This is a genomic window from Methanobacterium paludis, from assembly GCF_000214725.1.
In the GTDB taxonomy this organism is placed as follows: domain Archaea; phylum Methanobacteriota; class Methanobacteria; order Methanobacteriales; family Methanobacteriaceae; genus Methanobacterium_C; species Methanobacterium_C paludis.
In genome coordinates this window covers 452,548-467,925 of the sequence record NC_015574.1, presented here as the reverse complement: position 1 = coordinate 467,925, position 15,378 = coordinate 452,548, and the positions used below count along the sequence as shown (strand labels likewise).

10 protein-coding genes are annotated in these 15,378 nt (G+C 36.2%); 6 read left to right on the top strand and 4 right to left on the bottom strand.

Going from position 1 to position 15,378, the window contains the following annotated elements:
• Window positions 1-143 precede the first annotated feature (143 nt).
• Window positions 144-1,355 carry a proteasome-activating nucleotidase gene (locus MSWAN_RS02105; RefSeq protein WP_013824965.1) on the top strand — a complete coding sequence of 404 codons (1,212 nt, stop codon included), beginning with the start codon at window positions 144-146 and terminating at the stop codon, window positions 1,353-1,355.
• A 433-nt stretch (window positions 1,356-1,788) separates the two neighbouring features.
• Here the strand turns inward: MSWAN_RS02105 and MSWAN_RS02100 are convergent, their stop codons facing one another.
• On the bottom strand, window positions 1,789-3,177 hold the full coding sequence (locus tag MSWAN_RS02100; RefSeq protein WP_013824964.1) for a cation diffusion facilitator family transporter: 1,389 nt from the start codon (window positions 3,175-3,177) through the stop codon (window positions 1,789-1,791).
• Between the two features lie 322 nt (window positions 3,178-3,499).
• Here MSWAN_RS02100 and MSWAN_RS02095 point away from each other — a divergent pair, with 322 nt between their 5' ends.
• A complete protein-coding gene (locus MSWAN_RS02095) occupies window positions 3,500-4,111 on the top strand; it encodes a TMEM175 family protein (protein ID WP_013824963.1) in 612 nt (203 codons plus the stop codon).
• Window positions 4,112-4,811: 700 nt separating this feature from the next.
• On the opposite strand, the gene cobK is transcribed toward MSWAN_RS02095, so the two are convergent.
• The 3 genes from cobK to MSWAN_RS02080 are packed head-to-tail and all read right to left on the bottom strand — an operon-like array spanning window position 4,812 to window position 8,586.
• Window positions 4,812-5,669 carry a precorrin-6A reductase gene (gene cobK, locus MSWAN_RS02090; RefSeq protein ID WP_013824962.1) on the bottom strand — a complete coding sequence of 286 codons (858 nt, stop codon included), beginning with the start codon at window positions 5,667-5,669 and terminating at the stop codon, window positions 4,812-4,814.
• A gap of 9 nt (window positions 5,670-5,678) precedes the next feature.
• On the bottom strand, window positions 5,679-8,201 hold the full coding sequence (locus MSWAN_RS02085; RefSeq protein ID WP_013824961.1) for a calcium-translocating P-type ATPase, PMCA-type: 2,523 nt from the start codon (window positions 8,199-8,201) through the stop codon (window positions 5,679-5,681).
• Window positions 8,176-8,586, bottom strand: a complete 411-nt coding sequence (locus tag MSWAN_RS02080; RefSeq protein WP_013824960.1) for a UPF0146 family protein — start codon at window positions 8,584-8,586, stop codon at window positions 8,176-8,178. The genes MSWAN_RS02085 and MSWAN_RS02080 overlap by 26 nt, the downstream gene beginning before the upstream one ends.
• Before the next feature lie 32 nt (window positions 8,587-8,618).
• Here MSWAN_RS02080 and rimI point away from each other — a divergent pair, with 32 nt between their 5' ends.
• The 4 genes from rimI to MSWAN_RS02060 all read left to right on the top strand — a co-directional run bounded on the left by rimI (window position 8,619) and on the right by MSWAN_RS02060 (window position 15,360).
• The gene (gene rimI, locus MSWAN_RS02075) at window positions 8,619-9,071 is read left to right on the top strand and encodes a ribosomal protein S18-alanine N-acetyltransferase (RefSeq protein WP_013824959.1); all 453 of its coding nucleotides are present in this window, start codon (window positions 8,619-8,621) and stop codon (window positions 9,069-9,071) included.
• A 305-nt stretch (window positions 9,072-9,376) separates the two neighbouring features.
• A complete protein-coding gene (gene carA / locus MSWAN_RS02070) occupies window positions 9,377-10,459 on the top strand; it encodes a glutamine-hydrolyzing carbamoyl-phosphate synthase small subunit (RefSeq protein WP_013824958.1) in 1,083 nt (360 codons plus the stop codon).
• A 323-nt stretch (window positions 10,460-10,782) separates the two neighbouring features.
• Window positions 10,783-13,971, top strand: coding sequence for a carbamoyl-phosphate synthase large subunit (carB, locus tag MSWAN_RS02065; RefSeq protein ID WP_013824957.1), 3,189 nt, complete (start codon window positions 10,783-10,785; stop codon window positions 13,969-13,971).
• Between the two features lie 234 nt (window positions 13,972-14,205).
• A complete protein-coding gene (locus MSWAN_RS02060) occupies window positions 14,206-15,360 on the top strand; it encodes an amidohydrolase family protein (RefSeq protein ID WP_013824956.1) in 1,155 nt (384 codons plus the stop codon).
• Window positions 15,361-15,378: the final 18 nt, after the last annotated feature.

The window sequence follows — 15,378 nt, the reverse complement described above, 5'->3', positions numbered from 1 at the left end:
CTCTATGTTTAAATATTATTAAGGACAATAAAATTTACAATATCAAAATATATTCTATACATTATCAAAAAGTATATAAAAAAAATATAATTATTTAAATTATAAAAAATCATTTTTATAAAACTCAGGGGTGAACCAAGAAGATGGACCCAAAGATAGAAGATCTTAAAAAGGAAATAAAGATCCTCAAAGAGGAGAATACTAAAACAAAACGTAACTTAATGTGGAAAGTGCGAAAACTCGAAAAGGACAAAGTCCTAATCGAAAATGAGAAAATGAGACTGGACAGAGAAGCAAAAACTCTGAGAGGAGAAATTGAAAGGTTCAGATCACCGCCACTTGTAATAGCCACAGTAACAGAAGTTTTAGACGATGGAAGGGTTGTTGTCAAAAGTAGTACTGGCCCTAACTTTGTTATTGGATACTCACGATTCTTAAATAAAAAAGAACTTGAACCTGGAGTAAGAGTAGCACTCAACCAGCAGACATTCAGCATAGTTCATATCTTACCATCAGAAAAAGACCCATTGGTAATGGGTATGGAAGTAGAAGAAAAACCAGATGTAAGCTATAAACAGATAGGTGGATTAGAGGACCAGGTAGTCGAAATAAAAGAAACAGTAGAACTTCCTCTTAAAAAACCCGAACTATTCACCAACATTGGAATTGAACCACCAAAAGGTGTCCTTCTTTACGGACCACCAGGAACCGGTAAAACTCTGCTTGCAAAGGCAGTTGCCCACGAAACCAATGCAACCTTCATAAAGATAGTAGCAGCTGAATTTGTCAGAAAATACATAGGCGAAGGTGCAAGACTTGTCAGGGGCGTTTTCGAACTTGCAAAAGAGAAAGCACCAAGCATAATATTCATAGATGAGATCGACGCTATCGCAGCCAAAAGACTAAAAAGTTCAACAAGCGGTGATAGAGAAGTTCAGAGAACTCTTATGCAGTTACTTGCAGAAATGGATGGTTTCGAAGCCAGGGGTGATGTTGGACTGGTTGCAGCAACCAACAGACCAGACATACTTGACCCTGCATTACTACGTCCAGGACGTTTCGACAGATTCATAGAAGTTCCTGTTCCAAATGAAGATGGTAGAATGGAGATACTTAAGATTCACACCAAAAACATGTCTTTGGATGAAGAAGTGGACATAAGACTCATTGCATCTCTTACTGAGGGAGCATCAGGAGCAGACCTCAGAGCAGTATGTACCGAAGCAGGTATGTTCGCAATAAGAGAAGAAAGGTCCACAGTTACAGTTAACGACTTCATGGACGCCATCGACAAAATAATCGGCATGGAACGCGAAGAAGAAATGAAAAGAGAAGCGGGAGTTATGTTCGGATAGTCTAGCATACACTAGATTTATCCCATATCTTTTATTATTTTACTTTTATTATTTTTATTAAACGTATCTGATCCTAAAAAAGAGTAAAAAAGGATCAGAATGAAATTTTATTTTAAAACCTAGTTTTTAAGAGAAACTTAGATTAAATCACCTGAATATATCTGAAAGCTATTAATTTTTATCGTGAAGTAAAGGGAAAGAGACTAAGCGAACAAAGAATAGGTTAAATAAGAAGAATCGAATGAAATTTGGATAAATGATCGAAAAATCCAGCTTCATATATCCAAAGAGTTAAAGAGTTTCGATAACTCATACTTTATTTTTCAGTGATTGTAACAGAGTAACAAAAGACCGTTTCAAGAAAAAAAATTGAGTAAAAAAAATAAAATGGTTGTCATTCATTATATTGTTAAATCAAAAGATCAGGAAAAGATCAGGCATCATAATCAATACTTTCATCCCGAGCCATGGCTAACAGTATGTCGTCAGACTGATGCACGTCGTAGTATTTGAAATTGTGTATGAAAACTTCCAGATGTTTCCCGCCTTTTTCTGTTAAATCATACTCTTCAATTTCCTCAATTAAAAGTTCATGTTCTTTTAATGGTTTTATAAGAGTTTCAAATTTTCCTTCAAAATCATAATCATGCGAACAAGTGGCTTTGAGCTCACTGAGCACTGGAATGTAATTTTCAGGGTGAAAAACCCTTTGGAGGGATGAAACAATTTCGTGGCGTGTTTTTAGTTTTTCAGCCCATATGACGTACAATATCCAGTTTCTGAAGGCAATTAATTTATTTTCTTCCCAGCATTCTTCCAGTGGCATTTTAAACTGTGAATAATCTTCTTCTTTTCCTTGACGTGCGGAAATAACGTCCCGTAGTAAACTAACGGCATCTCTAAATATTCCTACTGCTATAAAAAGTCCTATGATAGCATCAACATAGTAAATACCGTAGATGGCAAAAATAGCCCCCACTATGACTGAAGTACCAATAAATATATGATTTTTAGAATCCACAGATTGAGAAATCAGGGTTAAGTTAGAGTTAACTTTTCCCACGAAGCGCTGATAATAAAAGAGGAAAAATGCAGCTAATATGGCCACTGCTTCCACACCTATAACCAGATATGGTAAGCCAATTGGATTTAAAGTTCCATTTAAAGCCTGCAATATATGGGATATAGAATCACTTCCTACGGTAATGGAAGCCACAAATAGTCCTAAAATAACCAGCAGAGTGCTTAAAGCTTCCCGATGATATTTGATTCCCAGCCAAACCATAAAAGCAGAAATTGTATCCATGGTAGCATCTGTTCCATCAGCAATTAACCCCATACTGCCGCTTACTAAACCCGCAGAGAGTTTCATAAGAGCCAAAAAAAAGTCGAGAAAAGTGGTATTTCTAGCTGTGGTAGAAGGTTTTAATTCTTTATCTACCCTTGAAGCCTCTTTCTTCATATGAGCTTCAAATTCTTCAGCTTTATTTAATCCTTCATCAGTTAGTTCATATTTATTATCTTTATTTAATTTAACCCAATCTTTTTCGATTAATTTATTCATTTCACCCTCAACACCGTGAGTGGCCTTATTAACCCTCTCATCTTCTAGTTTAGAGCGCAGACGTAAAAAATCGAAAAATAGCCTTTCTGTCAATGGCTGGCCCTTACCTGGTAACTGCTGGTACCAGATCAATGATAAGAACAGTATAGATTTTTCCCATAATTTTCCCAGATCAAGTGGGCCTTCCTTTAGAAGGGCCATCATCAGGAATTTATCATATCCCAGCACTGGTTTTTCATTTTTCATTTCATTTTTCATGTTAAACTTTCCTGTCCTATTGTTTACTGTCTTTAATTGCTTAATGAAAATTGGCTTAATGATAATCTCTTTTCTTATGGCTTATCTGTGGAACATTTAAGAACATTAGAAATTTTTTTTTGTATTAGGGAATTGTAATCGATTAAATCTAAATTTTATTTCTTTATAAACGTTTTGTTTATTATAACAAACAGAACATTTATACACGAATTGGATCGAATTAAATCTAAATAATAAACTGGATATCAACAAACATCGCAAATATTGAAGTGATATATCTTACATTCACTAATAACTTAACAATTTTTTGGAGAAATTTAAAATGAGTGAGTATGAAGGTTCCAGTCCATATATGGACACAAGCCGTCTTGAAACACTGGTGGATGGCATATTTGCCATTGCAATGACTTTACTGGTTTTGGGATTAGCTGTTCCCCAAATTAATGGCCCATTATCGAATATGGCAGTTCAAACTGCCCTTTATAACATTTTACCTAACTTTATTTCGTTAGTTATAAGTTTCATCCTGCTAGCGATCTTTTGGAAAATACATCATCGTATTTTCAAACAGATAAAAATGATGAACGGCACACTATTATGGATAAATATGATCTGGCTTTTATTTATCGTATTGGTTCCATTTTCAGCAAGTTTAACTGGAGATTACGGGCAATTTCCTATTTCTAACGTTATTTTCAATGTAAACATGCTGGGGATAGCATCCCTTCTATATTTGAACTGGCATTACGCCACTCGAAGTAACTTTATTCATGAAAAAGTAGATGATAACCAAATAACATTCACTAAAAGAATTAACCTTTCTTTCGTTATTCTTGCAGTTTTAGCAATATTTCTTTCATTTATAATCCCTCAATGGTCTTCGATAGTGTACTTATTCACCATACCATTAGAAATGATATTAAAAGGATTATGATTTCATTAAAAAAAATGTATAAAAAAAACGAATTACTTCCTTAAAATTAAGAATACATCAATAATTTTTAAATCTCCAATTTCGATATATTTTTGGTGCAGAATTAGATGGCAATAACTCACTTAAACCGAATCAGTAACTTAAACTTAACTGTTCATCATATAACAACACGTTCAATGCTTCATTTAAATTAGAGAAATATAATGGTAAGTATAATAAATCAGTTAAATAAAAAGTAAACTATTATAATGTGGAGGGCAATAATTTTATTATAAGATAAACTGTGTCAGATAATTCCAGTTTATATTTGCATTCATAATATTTTATTTTCAAGATCAATTTTGTGAATTAAATATTCAAACGCGACTTGATTCACTATGGATGAATAATAATGATATACAAATTAGAAATATATTGATAATCAAAAACCATTAAGCCTGTGATGAACCCTATGAGCTCTGATACGTGATGACTGATGGGCGAACTGAGGCTTACTTAATTTTGTCTGTAATAACTAATTATTAATTAACAATTTTAACCATATTAAACTATTTTAGATCTAATCTTTTAGTATTTTAGATCTAGATCTACTTTTTACAACTAATCTATTTTTACAATATTTTTAAAATTAGAATTTAAAATATCAGAAAAATAAGGAATAAATAAAGAATAATTTTAATAAAAAGTTACAATCAAAACGTTATAGAACATGCCTAAAAAACATTATTTCATCACAAATATCATCAATATCATTAAAAACAGTTTCATTTTCAAGTTCTAGAACTTCTGGCCTTACAACAATAATTATAGGAATCCCCAGTTCAATTGCAGCTTCTATTTTTGAAGGAGTTCCACCACTTTCACCACTTTCCTTGGTAACAATTAAAGATACGTTGTACTCTTCCATCAAAGCCTTGTTAAACTCTTTGGAGAAAGTTCCCTGCATGGCAATTATATTCTCACCAGGAAGGTCCATTTCAAGACATTTTTTAATGGAAAAGACAGAAGGGATAACCCTCGCAATGATCCGTTCTGATTCCATAACTTCCGTAAGGTAATGGATGGTCGAAACCCCTGCAAGATGCATTATTTTTCTATTTATGGATACGGATTTATCAGTCAACTCAATAACCTTTGATGCAGCGTCTTCAAAGGATTGAACTTCATGTACAAATTCACTTTCCGGAACGATAATTTGTGGCCTTTCAAACCTAAAATATTTTATTCCAGTTTTATGAACTGATTTTAAGGCATTTTTAGTCGCTTCAACTGCAAATGGATGGGTCGCATCTACCAACAGATCTATATTTTTTTTATTTATAAGATCAACAATTTCCTCGTCTCGAAGTCCATGTGATATAACATCATGGGCACCTGCAGATTTTGCAAGTTCTGCACCATACCTTGTTGTTGTTGTAGCGAATATTTCAATATCTTTAAAGTCGCGGAGTTTTTCTATAATGCGAACCGAATCAGATGTACCTGCCATTACAATTACATTCATTATGCACCCACCATCATAATTGCTTTCATTTGCGTACCTGCCATCCTGTTTCATCTGTTAGTTTTATCCCCATTCATTTAATATCCTCTCTGAAATGAACTCACTTACAAATATCAAGGCTGCAACCACCAAGATAAGTCCCCAATCCACAAGTGAGAGGGCAGTTGTCCGGAATATGCCCTGAAGTAACGGCACGTAAATAACACATACTTGAAGCAGGAATGAAGCTGCAACAGCAATGATAAGTGTTTTGTTAGGTACCATGCCTTTGGCTTTGCAGTTGAACACGTTGAATATTTGGAACATCACAAATACTGTGAAAGCTATGGTTGTTGCCTTAATGACAGGTACACCACTTTTAAGTTCGAAATAATACAATATGAGCGTTCCTATGCTCATTACAACTCCAGCAATTGCTATCCTCGTGAGATTCTTTTTATTGAGAATATTTCCCTTACTTGGAGGGCGCTCCATAACATCTGCCTCCGATGGTTCAACACCCAGAGACTGGGCAGGAGGGCCGTCCATTATTATGTTTATCCAGAGTATTTGAATTGGATTAAAGGGTATGGGTAAGTTAGAAATTGATGCAACAGTTATCGTGAGTATTGCCCCAATGTTTGTTGAAAGCTGGAATTTTACAAAACGTTTTATGTTATCAAAGATAGTACGTCCTTCTTTAACTGCCTTAACTATGGTGGCAAAGTTGTCGTCTTGAAGGAGCATGTCAGCAGATTCTTTTGCAACATCTGTGCCTGAACCCATTGCAACACCAATCGCAGCCTTTTTAAGGGCGGGTGCATCATTTACACCATCTCCTGTCATGGACACCACCTGTCCCCTTGATCTCAACGCTTCAACGATACGAACCTTCTGTTCAGGAAAAACCCTCGCATAAACATTCACATCCTCAACCATTTCCTTAAATTCATCATCATTCAATTTGTCAAGGTCAGAACCTGTAAGAACTTTTCCACCATTTAATATTCCTATCTCAAAAGCTATAGCTGCCGCCGTATCCTTATGATCCCCTGTTATCATCACAACATTGATGCCTGCCTTTTTACATAATGTAACAGCATCCTGGGCTTCTTTACGTGGTGGATCCATCATTCCCACAAGACCAACAAATATAAGATCGTTCTCTAAAGCCTCTTTATCATCAAAACCTTCCCCTGGTTTAACTTTCCTGTAGGCAAATGCTAAGACTCTGAGAGCTTCAGACGTCATCTCTTTCAGGTCGTTGAGGACTTCATCTTTATTTTCCTGTGTGATGTCTGAAATTTCTCCATCAGTTTCCACACGACTGCATCGTTGGAGAACTATTTCAGGAGCACCTTTGGTAAGTACATACCTTTCACCATCCCATTCATTTACAGTGGTCATTCTTTTTCTTTCACTGTCAAGGGGGATTTCAAAGACTCTTCTGTGGGTTTTTTCAAGCTCTTCTCTGTTGTATCCATTTTCATCTGCAAAGATCAATACTGCACCATCTGTTGGATCTCCAATAATCTTACCTTTAGACATGCTGGAATTGTTACAGAGTGCTGAGATTTTATACACCATTTCAGGATACGTGATCTTAGTCTGGCGAACCGTCATTTTGTTCTTGGTTAGGGTCCCTGTTTTATCTGTACAGATGGTTGTGCATGAACCCAGTGTTTCCACAGCAAGAAGTTTTCTTACGACTGCATTGCTTTTGGCCATTCTCTGCATTCCAAGTGCCAGTGTTAAAGTCAAAATTGCAGGGAGTCCTTCAGGTACTGCGGCTACTGCCAGTGCAACCGCAGTCATAAAGTTTTCAACCAGTGGAACACCCTTGAAGAACTGGAGTGCGAATATTGCAGAACACACAACTAATGCTATAATACCCATCATCTTTCCAAGGCCAGTTATCCTTTCCTGGAGGGGTGTTTTAGCTTCTTCTTCCTGGATCATCTCTGCAATCTTACCTATAGCAGTATTCATTCCGATTTCAACAACAACACCCCTTCCTCTTCCGGATGAAACACTTGTGTCCATGAATGCAAGATTTTTTGTGTCCTCTTCAGATACGGTGTTTTCATCCTTATGAACAGGTTTTGACTCCCCAGTTAATGCAGATTCATCTATTAAAAGGTCATAACTTTTTAATATTCTTATATCTGCAGGTATGTTGTCTCCTTCTTCAATAACAACAACATCACCAATTGTAAGCTCTGCTGCAGCTATTTTCTGATTTTCAGCGTCACGTACAACAACAGCTTCTGTGGAACTCATTCCTTTGAGCTTTTCCATTGCTTCTTCAGCACGGTTCTCCTGCATAAAGCCCACAACTGCATTTAAAACAACAACCACAAATATTACGGCAGCATCTGTGGTGTCACCTATGAATGCAGCAGCTAGAGCTGCAACAATCAGTAATATTATAAGAAAATCTTTAAACTGTCCTAAAAACCGCTTAAAGGGACCTGGTTTTTCTTCTTCAACCAGTTCGTTCTTCCCATATTTAGGAATACGTTTACTGGCTTCTTCTGCCGTTAATCCGTTGTAATTGGATTCAACATTTTTCAAAACTTCATCAACGCTTAAATTCTGCCATTTCATCGTAACACATCTTGTAAAAAATCGCCTTTTTGTAATTTATGAGTTTCATTTTTTTATCAGTATTTATAAAATCCGTTGAAAGCGGTTTTATTATTAAATCGGCCCCCACATCATCTGCTAACTTCATGATAAGAGGGTGAAGTTCTTCAGGAGGTCGTATCGAATATATAAGTGACGCATCCTTATATATTTTTAAGTCAGGATTGCCAATATCATCTTGGAGTATACATTCATGGGAAGGTTTAATATCTGTCATGGTGATATCCATCTTAAGATGTCTTTGCAAGTTGAGGGCAACTTCAAGGAAGCTTCCAGCACCAACCTCCACTATCTTAGATGAGTCATTATAATTTTTGATTATATAATCTGAAAAATCGTTCCACATTTATATCACTTTACAACCTATCGGAGACATTCATGATAATAAGAGAATTTAGACGCCCAGACATTAAAAAAGTCCTTGAAATCGAGACGTCTTCTTTTAGCGACCCATATCCTTCCAGCATCCTGGTGGAAATCTACAACCTTGGAGCTGGTTTTTTGGTTGCTCAAGAAGATAATAGTATCGTGGGATATATTATATTTTGGATCAGATTTGAAGATGAGGGTCATATAATATCCATAGCAGTTGATAAAAAATACAGGCGAAATGGTGTTGGTTCCAAGCTCGTTGAAACAACCATGGAAATATTCAAAAAGTACAGCGTCAAAACCATTAAGTTAGAGGTAAGGATTGGAAACACAGGAGCACGAAAATTCTACAAGAGACTTGGATTTGTGGAAAAGAAGGTTCTTGAAAAGTACTATGAAGATTTCGAAGACGCCGTGATCATGGACAAGAAAATGGATAAAAATCCTGCAATCAACTGAGCATTAATCACAGCAATTCTTTAATGATAATTCTTTAATGATATTTTAAAGTTAATAATATTCCATAAGACATAAGAATTTAATGAAAATTTAGGATTAATAAACAGAAAATTCATTTATTTAATAAATCACTTCTTCAAAAAAAAATAAACTAATCCAAATTTATTAATTATTAATATAATAAATAGATCAACTGGTAGAATAAACACAACCATTGAATAAATTTATTATTTAAAATTATAATAACTAATAAAACTCAAATTTTTACATCTTATTTATAGAATTTACTGCAACATGGTGATAAAATGCTAAAAGAGGCAAAATTGGCTTTAGAAGATGGTACAATACTTAAAGGAGATGGATTCGGTTTTGAAACCACCAAAACGGGAGAAGTGGTTTTCACAACAGGGATGACCGGGTACGTAGAGTCGCTGACAGATCCGTCCTACAAAGGCCAGATACTCATGTCAACTTATCCTTTACAGGGAAACTATGGAATATCCTCAGAATGGTTCCAGTCAAATGGAATAAAGTCTGAAGGGTTCATAGTAAGGGAACACAACATCCATCCATCTCACAGATCAACAGAAAAAAATTTATCAGAATTCTTAGAGGAATACGAAATTCCAGGCATAAGTGGGATCGATACGCGTTCTTTGACCCTCAAGATCAGGAGGTTTGGTGCCTTGAAGGGAACCCTTACTACAGAAGAGATAGAAGATGAAGAACTTCTGGAAATTACAAAAGGACAACCTAATCTGGAAGACATTGACCTTGTGGATCAGGTTTGTGTAGGAGAACCGGTAATTTACGGGGATAACTACGATAAAAAAGCTGTTATTCTTGACTGTGGAATAAAGAAAAATAGTATCAGTGCCATTCTTAAAAGGAAGGTAGGAGTGGTTGTTCTGCCTTACAAAACAGATGTTAAAACTATTCTGGATTACGAACCTGATGCAATGTTAGTTTCAAGCGGTCCGGGAGACCCAAAAAGGGTTAAAGCTGCCATTAGTACGGTTCAAAATCTTTCAGAGAAACTCCCTATATTTGGGATATGTTTAGGACAACAGATAATCTCACTCGCTTTTGGAGCCAAAATATACAAAATGAAATTTGGGCACAGGGGAATAAATCAACCAGTGAAGGATCTTCGTTCTGGCAAAGTTTCCATAACCGCCCAGAACCATGGTTTCACAATTGATCCAGAATCATGCAGGGATCTACCAATAAAAGTGACCCAGATTAACCTGAACGACGGGACAATTGAAGGAATAGAGCACGAAGAACTTCCTATCTCAAGTGTACAGTACCATCCTGAGGCAGGACCCGGCCCAAACGACACAGATTACTACTTTGACAATTTCATTAAAGCCCTGGAAAGTTATTAATCATTAAAATTGATGAATTAAACCTAGAAAAAAATTTTGAAGTATTAGAATGAAATTGGTGAAAAAACTTTAATTTAAAGAACAAACTTGAAGGATCATCATATAAATTTTTTTTTAGTAGAATAAATTTTAGTAGAATAAAGTAAAAAGAATTAAAAAATTAGTTTTAAGGTGAAAATTTTATTGAAGCACCTTAAGAATACTAAATTTAAATAGTTTAAAAATCCAATTTTAGAGAGATACAACTTCTGAATTATAAATTTCTAAATAATCATAAAATTATCTTAAACATAATTATAAGGAAAAAAAGTAGAGGATCGTAAATGCCAAAGGACAGAGACATAAAAAAAGTTCTCATCATTGGATCGGGACCCATTCAGATTGGTCAAGCTGCTGAATTTGATTATTCCGGTTCCCAAGCATGTAAATCTCTTATGGAAGAAGGAATAGAAACGGTGCTTGTGAACAGCAACCCCGCAACCATTCAAACAGACATCGACACCGCAGATAAGGTTTACGTTGAACCGTTAACCCCGGAAATCGTTGCAAAAATCATAGAAAAGGAAAAACCAGACGCTATATTACCCACAATGGGTGGACAAACTGGTCTGAACGTTGCAACTGGCCTTGAAAAAATTGGTGCCCTTGATGATCTTAAGGTCATAGGATCATCTATACAGACCATAAGAAACGTTGAAGACCGTGAACTCTTTGGAAGGTTCATGCTGGAACTTAACGAACCCATACCAAAATGTAAAGCTGTCACATCTGTTGAAGGTGCCATTGAAGCTGTTAAAGAAATTGGTTACCCTATAATCGTTAGGCCCGCATTCACACTTGGTGGGACTGGTGGTGGAGTTGCCCATAACAGGGAAGAACTAATAGACGTTGCGACAAGAGGTCTTGATATGAGCTTCATAAACCAGGTGCTCATTGATGAATCACTTTTAGGATGGAAAGAGTTTGAATATGAAGTTATGCGGGATAAAAATGATACTTGTATCATAGTGTGTAACATGGAAAACATTGACCCCATGGGAATTCACACTGGAGAAAGTATAGTTGTGGCACCCTCACAGACATTATCCGATGTGGACAACCAGATATTAAGAAATGCTTCAATTAAGATTATAAGAGCCCTTGAGATCCAGGGCGGTTGTAACATACAGTTCTCTGTGAATTCAAAGACTGGTGAATATAAAGTCATAGAGGTGAACCCGCGGGTGAGCCGTAGCAGTGCACTTGCATCTAAAGCCACAGGATACCCTATAGCAAAGATATCTGCCAAGATATCCATTGGAATGACTTTAGATGAGATACAAAACGACATAACCAAAGAAACTCCAGCTTCATTTGAGCCTTCCCTGGATTATGTGGTTACAAAAGTGCCAAGATGGCCATTTGACAAGTTTAAAGATGTTAAAAGGGAACTTGGAGTTCAAATGCAGTCAACAGGAGAAGTTATGGCCATTGGAAGGACTTTAGAGGAGTCTCTACATAAAGCTCTAAGATCGCTTGACATTGGAAAATATGGGTTTGAAGAGATTCCATTCACAGAGGATCTCCTTAAAAACGCTACAGATGAACGTATATTCCATATTTATTCCGCTCTCAAATCAGGGATGAGTGTGGACAAAGTTCATGAGATAACAGATATAAACAAGTTCTTTTTATATAAAATACTTAACATCATTGATTTTGAGAATAAATTGAATAAAGAAAATATTTTAAATCCGGACATCCTCGAAAAAACTAAGAGAATGGGTTTTTCTGACCATAGAATTGCTAAAATCACAGGAAATGATGAAAAAACCATAAGGGACACACGTAAAGAGAATAACATCGTACCAGCTTACAAAATGGTTGACACGTGTGCAGCAGAGTTTGAGGCAAAAACTCCTTATTATTACAGTACCTACGAAAAAGAGGATGAAGTAACTGTTTCTGATAATAAAAAGGTTGTAATAATTGGAGCAGGACCAATAAGAATTGGCCAGGGAATAGAATTTGATTATTGTTGTGTTCACGCGGCTATGGCACTTAAAGAACAGGGGATAGAAACCATAATCATAAACAACAACCCTGAAACCGTCAGTACCGACTACGATATTTCAAACAAACTCTATTTTGAACCTCTCACAATGGAAGACGTTATGGGCATTATGGACAAAGAGAAACCATACGGTGTTGTTGTGCAATTTGGAGGTCAAACATCCATAAATCTTGCAGTTCCTCTTGCAGAAGAAGGTATTAAAATTCTTGGAACACCACACGAAAGTATAGATCGTGTTGAAGATCGTGAACAGTTCACAGAAGTTTTAAACATGTTAAACATACCTCAAGCAGAGTATGGTATTGCAAATTCCTTTGAAGATGCACAGAAAGTTGCAAAAAGGATAGGATTCCCAGTACTCGTAAGGCCTTCCTACGTTCTTGGCGGAAGAGCTATGGAAATTGTTTATGATGATTTAGAGCTTGAAAAATACATGAAAGAAGCTGTTAAGGTATCTCCAAAGCATCCTATACTCGTTGACAAGTTCCTTGAAGATGCAATAGAAATAGACGTGGATGCGTTGTGTGACGGCGAAGAAGTGTTCATTGGTGGAATAATGGAACACATAGAAGAAGCAGGTGTGCATTCAGGAGATTCTGCATGTGTAATACCTCCACAAAGCCTTTCTAAGGATGTTATTCAAACTATAAAAGATTACACCAGAAAACTTGCCCTTGAACTGGACGTTGTTGGGCTTATGAACATCCAGTACGCTGTAAAAATGGACGAACCCGGTAAACCTAAGGTTTATATCATTGAAGCAAACCCTCGAGCAAGCCGTACCGTTCCATTTGTAAGCAAAGCTGTTGGAGTACCCCTTGCTAAAGTAGCAGCAATGCTCATGATAGGGCACAAGCTCAAGGAGCTCGGACTCCATGATGAAGTAAAAATTAAACACGTGGCTGTGAAAGAGTCCATATTCCCCTTCATAAAACTTCCACAGGCAGATTCTGTTCTAGGGCCCGAAATGAAGTCTACAGGAGAGAGCATGGGTATAGACGAAAACTTTGGGGTTTCATATTATAAAGCACAACTTTCAGCAGGCATGGAACTTCCAAAACAGGGAAAAATCTTCATAAGTGTCAAAGATGCAGATAAAGACAGCATACTTGACATTGTCAAGGATGCAGAAGAGTTAGGATTCGAACTTGTGGCAACGAAAGGAACTGCAGAGGCAGTTGAAGAACATGTGAATATCGAAACCATTCGCAAAGTCAGTCAGGGCTCCCCAAATATCAGGGATGCAATGCTTGAAAATGAAATAGCCCTCATAGTGAACACCCCATCAGGTAGACAGTCTGCAGATGATGGTTATCACATAAGGAGACTTGCAGTTGAACTGAGAATACCATATGTTACAACCCTTGCAGGGGCTCGTGCCGTTTTAAAAGCAATTAAAAATGTCAAAGACGGAGAAATTGGAGTAAAATCCCTTAATGATTATCATGAAGCTATTTAAAAATTTAAATTAAATTCTTTATGATTTCATATAATTTTTAAAAAAAGGTTATAATAAAGTTATAATAAAAATTTAGTTTTAATTATTCATTTAATACTAATTTCATCTAATTTTTTAAATAAAATATTCTTAAATAATAAGCCCATTGTTTTTTAAATGAAAACTCAAACTAAGTCTATTTGTTTTCTAATAAAAAAAAACAATAAATACTAAAATAAAAATAGTTTAATTTATATGATTACAATTGAAAACGCCAAAGTTCTCTACGGCGAAAACATGGAAGTTTTAAGGACAAATGTTTTAATTGAGGACAATAAGATCGTTGAAGTTTCTCAAAAGGTGCGTGAAGGCAAAATAATCGATGCTTCAGGCTGCATTGTCGCTCCATCCCTTATAAACTCCCATATACACCTTGGAGATTCTGTTGCAAAGGATGCAGGTGATGGTGAACATATAGATAAAATAGTTAAGCCTCCAGACGGAATTAAACACAGAATTTTGAGGGAAACTCCTCCTGAAAAAATCATAGACGCCATGAAGGAGTCTATGAGATATATGCTTAAAACAGGTACCACTACCTTTGTTGATTTCCGTGAAGGCAGCTTTGAGGGGATAAAACTTCTTGATAAAGCTTCAAAAGAGATTCCAATAAAGAAGATCGTACTTGGACGCCATGAATCATTCATAGATCCTGATGCAGAATCCTCAACTGTACAGAAGAATGCAAAAAAAATTCTCAGATCTTGCGATGGGATAGGTTTAAGTGGTTTTGGAGAGATAAGCAACGAAACTGCCAGAATAATCGTGGATACTTGCAGAAGAGAGAGTAAAATTTCTTCAATACACGTTGCAGAGTATGAAAAAATTCAGAAGGATTCTCTCAAGCTACATGGAAAAACTGAAGTTCAAAGGGCTCTTGAAGCTGATTTTGATCTTCTGGTTCATTTAACATCTCCAATGGCCAACGATTTGAAAAATGTTGGTAAGAGCAGAGTTCCCAATGTTTTATGTCCCCGCTCAAACGGGGCTTTATCCGTGGGAATTCCACCAATACAAGAAATGTTAGACCACAGGATAAACCTTCTTCTGGGAACTGACAATGTGATGTTCAACTCTCCCAACATGTTCCGGGAAATGGAGTACACACTCAAGGTCACAAGGGGATATTACAGGCAGTACTTAGCACCGGTTGAAGTATTCAAAATGGCTACTTCAAATGCTGCAAGGGCACTTGGAATTAATTCAGGTTCAATTGAAGAGGGTAGGATCGCAGACATTATGATCGTTAAGGAAATTTCAAAAAATCCCTTAATGTCCCTGATAAATAGAACAGAATCAGAAAACATGGTTGAAGTGATAAAGGACGGCAGGATAGTATACAAAAGATAGATACAAATTAAACATTTA

Bases quoted from the DNA above. Each gene is read 5' to 3' on its own strand.
- MSWAN_RS02095 (WP_013824963.1), top strand. From the start codon at position 3,500: ATGAGTGAGTATGAAGGTTCCAGTCCATATATGGACACAAGCCGTCTT.
- MSWAN_RS02100 (WP_013824964.1), bottom strand. From the start codon at position 3,177: ATGAAAAATGAAATGAAAAATGAAAAACCAGTGCTGGGATATGATAAA.
- MSWAN_RS02060 (WP_013824956.1), top strand. From the start codon at position 14,206: ATGATTACAATTGAAAACGCCAAAGTTCTCTACGGCGAAAACATGGAA.
- MSWAN_RS02105 (WP_013824965.1), top strand. From the start codon at position 144: ATGGACCCAAAGATAGAAGATCTTAAAAAGGAAATAAAGATCCTCAAA.
- rimI (WP_013824959.1), top strand. From the start codon at position 8,619: ATGATAATAAGAGAATTTAGACGCCCAGACATTAAAAAAGTCCTTGAA.
- carB (WP_013824957.1), top strand. From the start codon at position 10,783: ATGCCAAAGGACAGAGACATAAAAAAAGTTCTCATCATTGGATCGGGA.
- carA (WP_013824958.1), top strand. From the start codon at position 9,377: ATGCTAAAAGAGGCAAAATTGGCTTTAGAAGATGGTACAATACTTAAA.
- MSWAN_RS02085 (WP_013824961.1), bottom strand. From the start codon at position 8,201: ATGAAATGGCAGAATTTAAGCGTTGATGAAGTTTTGAAAAATGTTGAA.
- MSWAN_RS02080 (WP_013824960.1), bottom strand. From the start codon at position 8,586: ATGTGGAACGATTTTTCAGATTATATAATCAAAAATTATAATGACTCA.
- cobK (WP_013824962.1), bottom strand. From the start codon at position 5,669: ATGAAACAGGATGGCAGGTACGCAAATGAAAGCAATTATGATGGTGGG.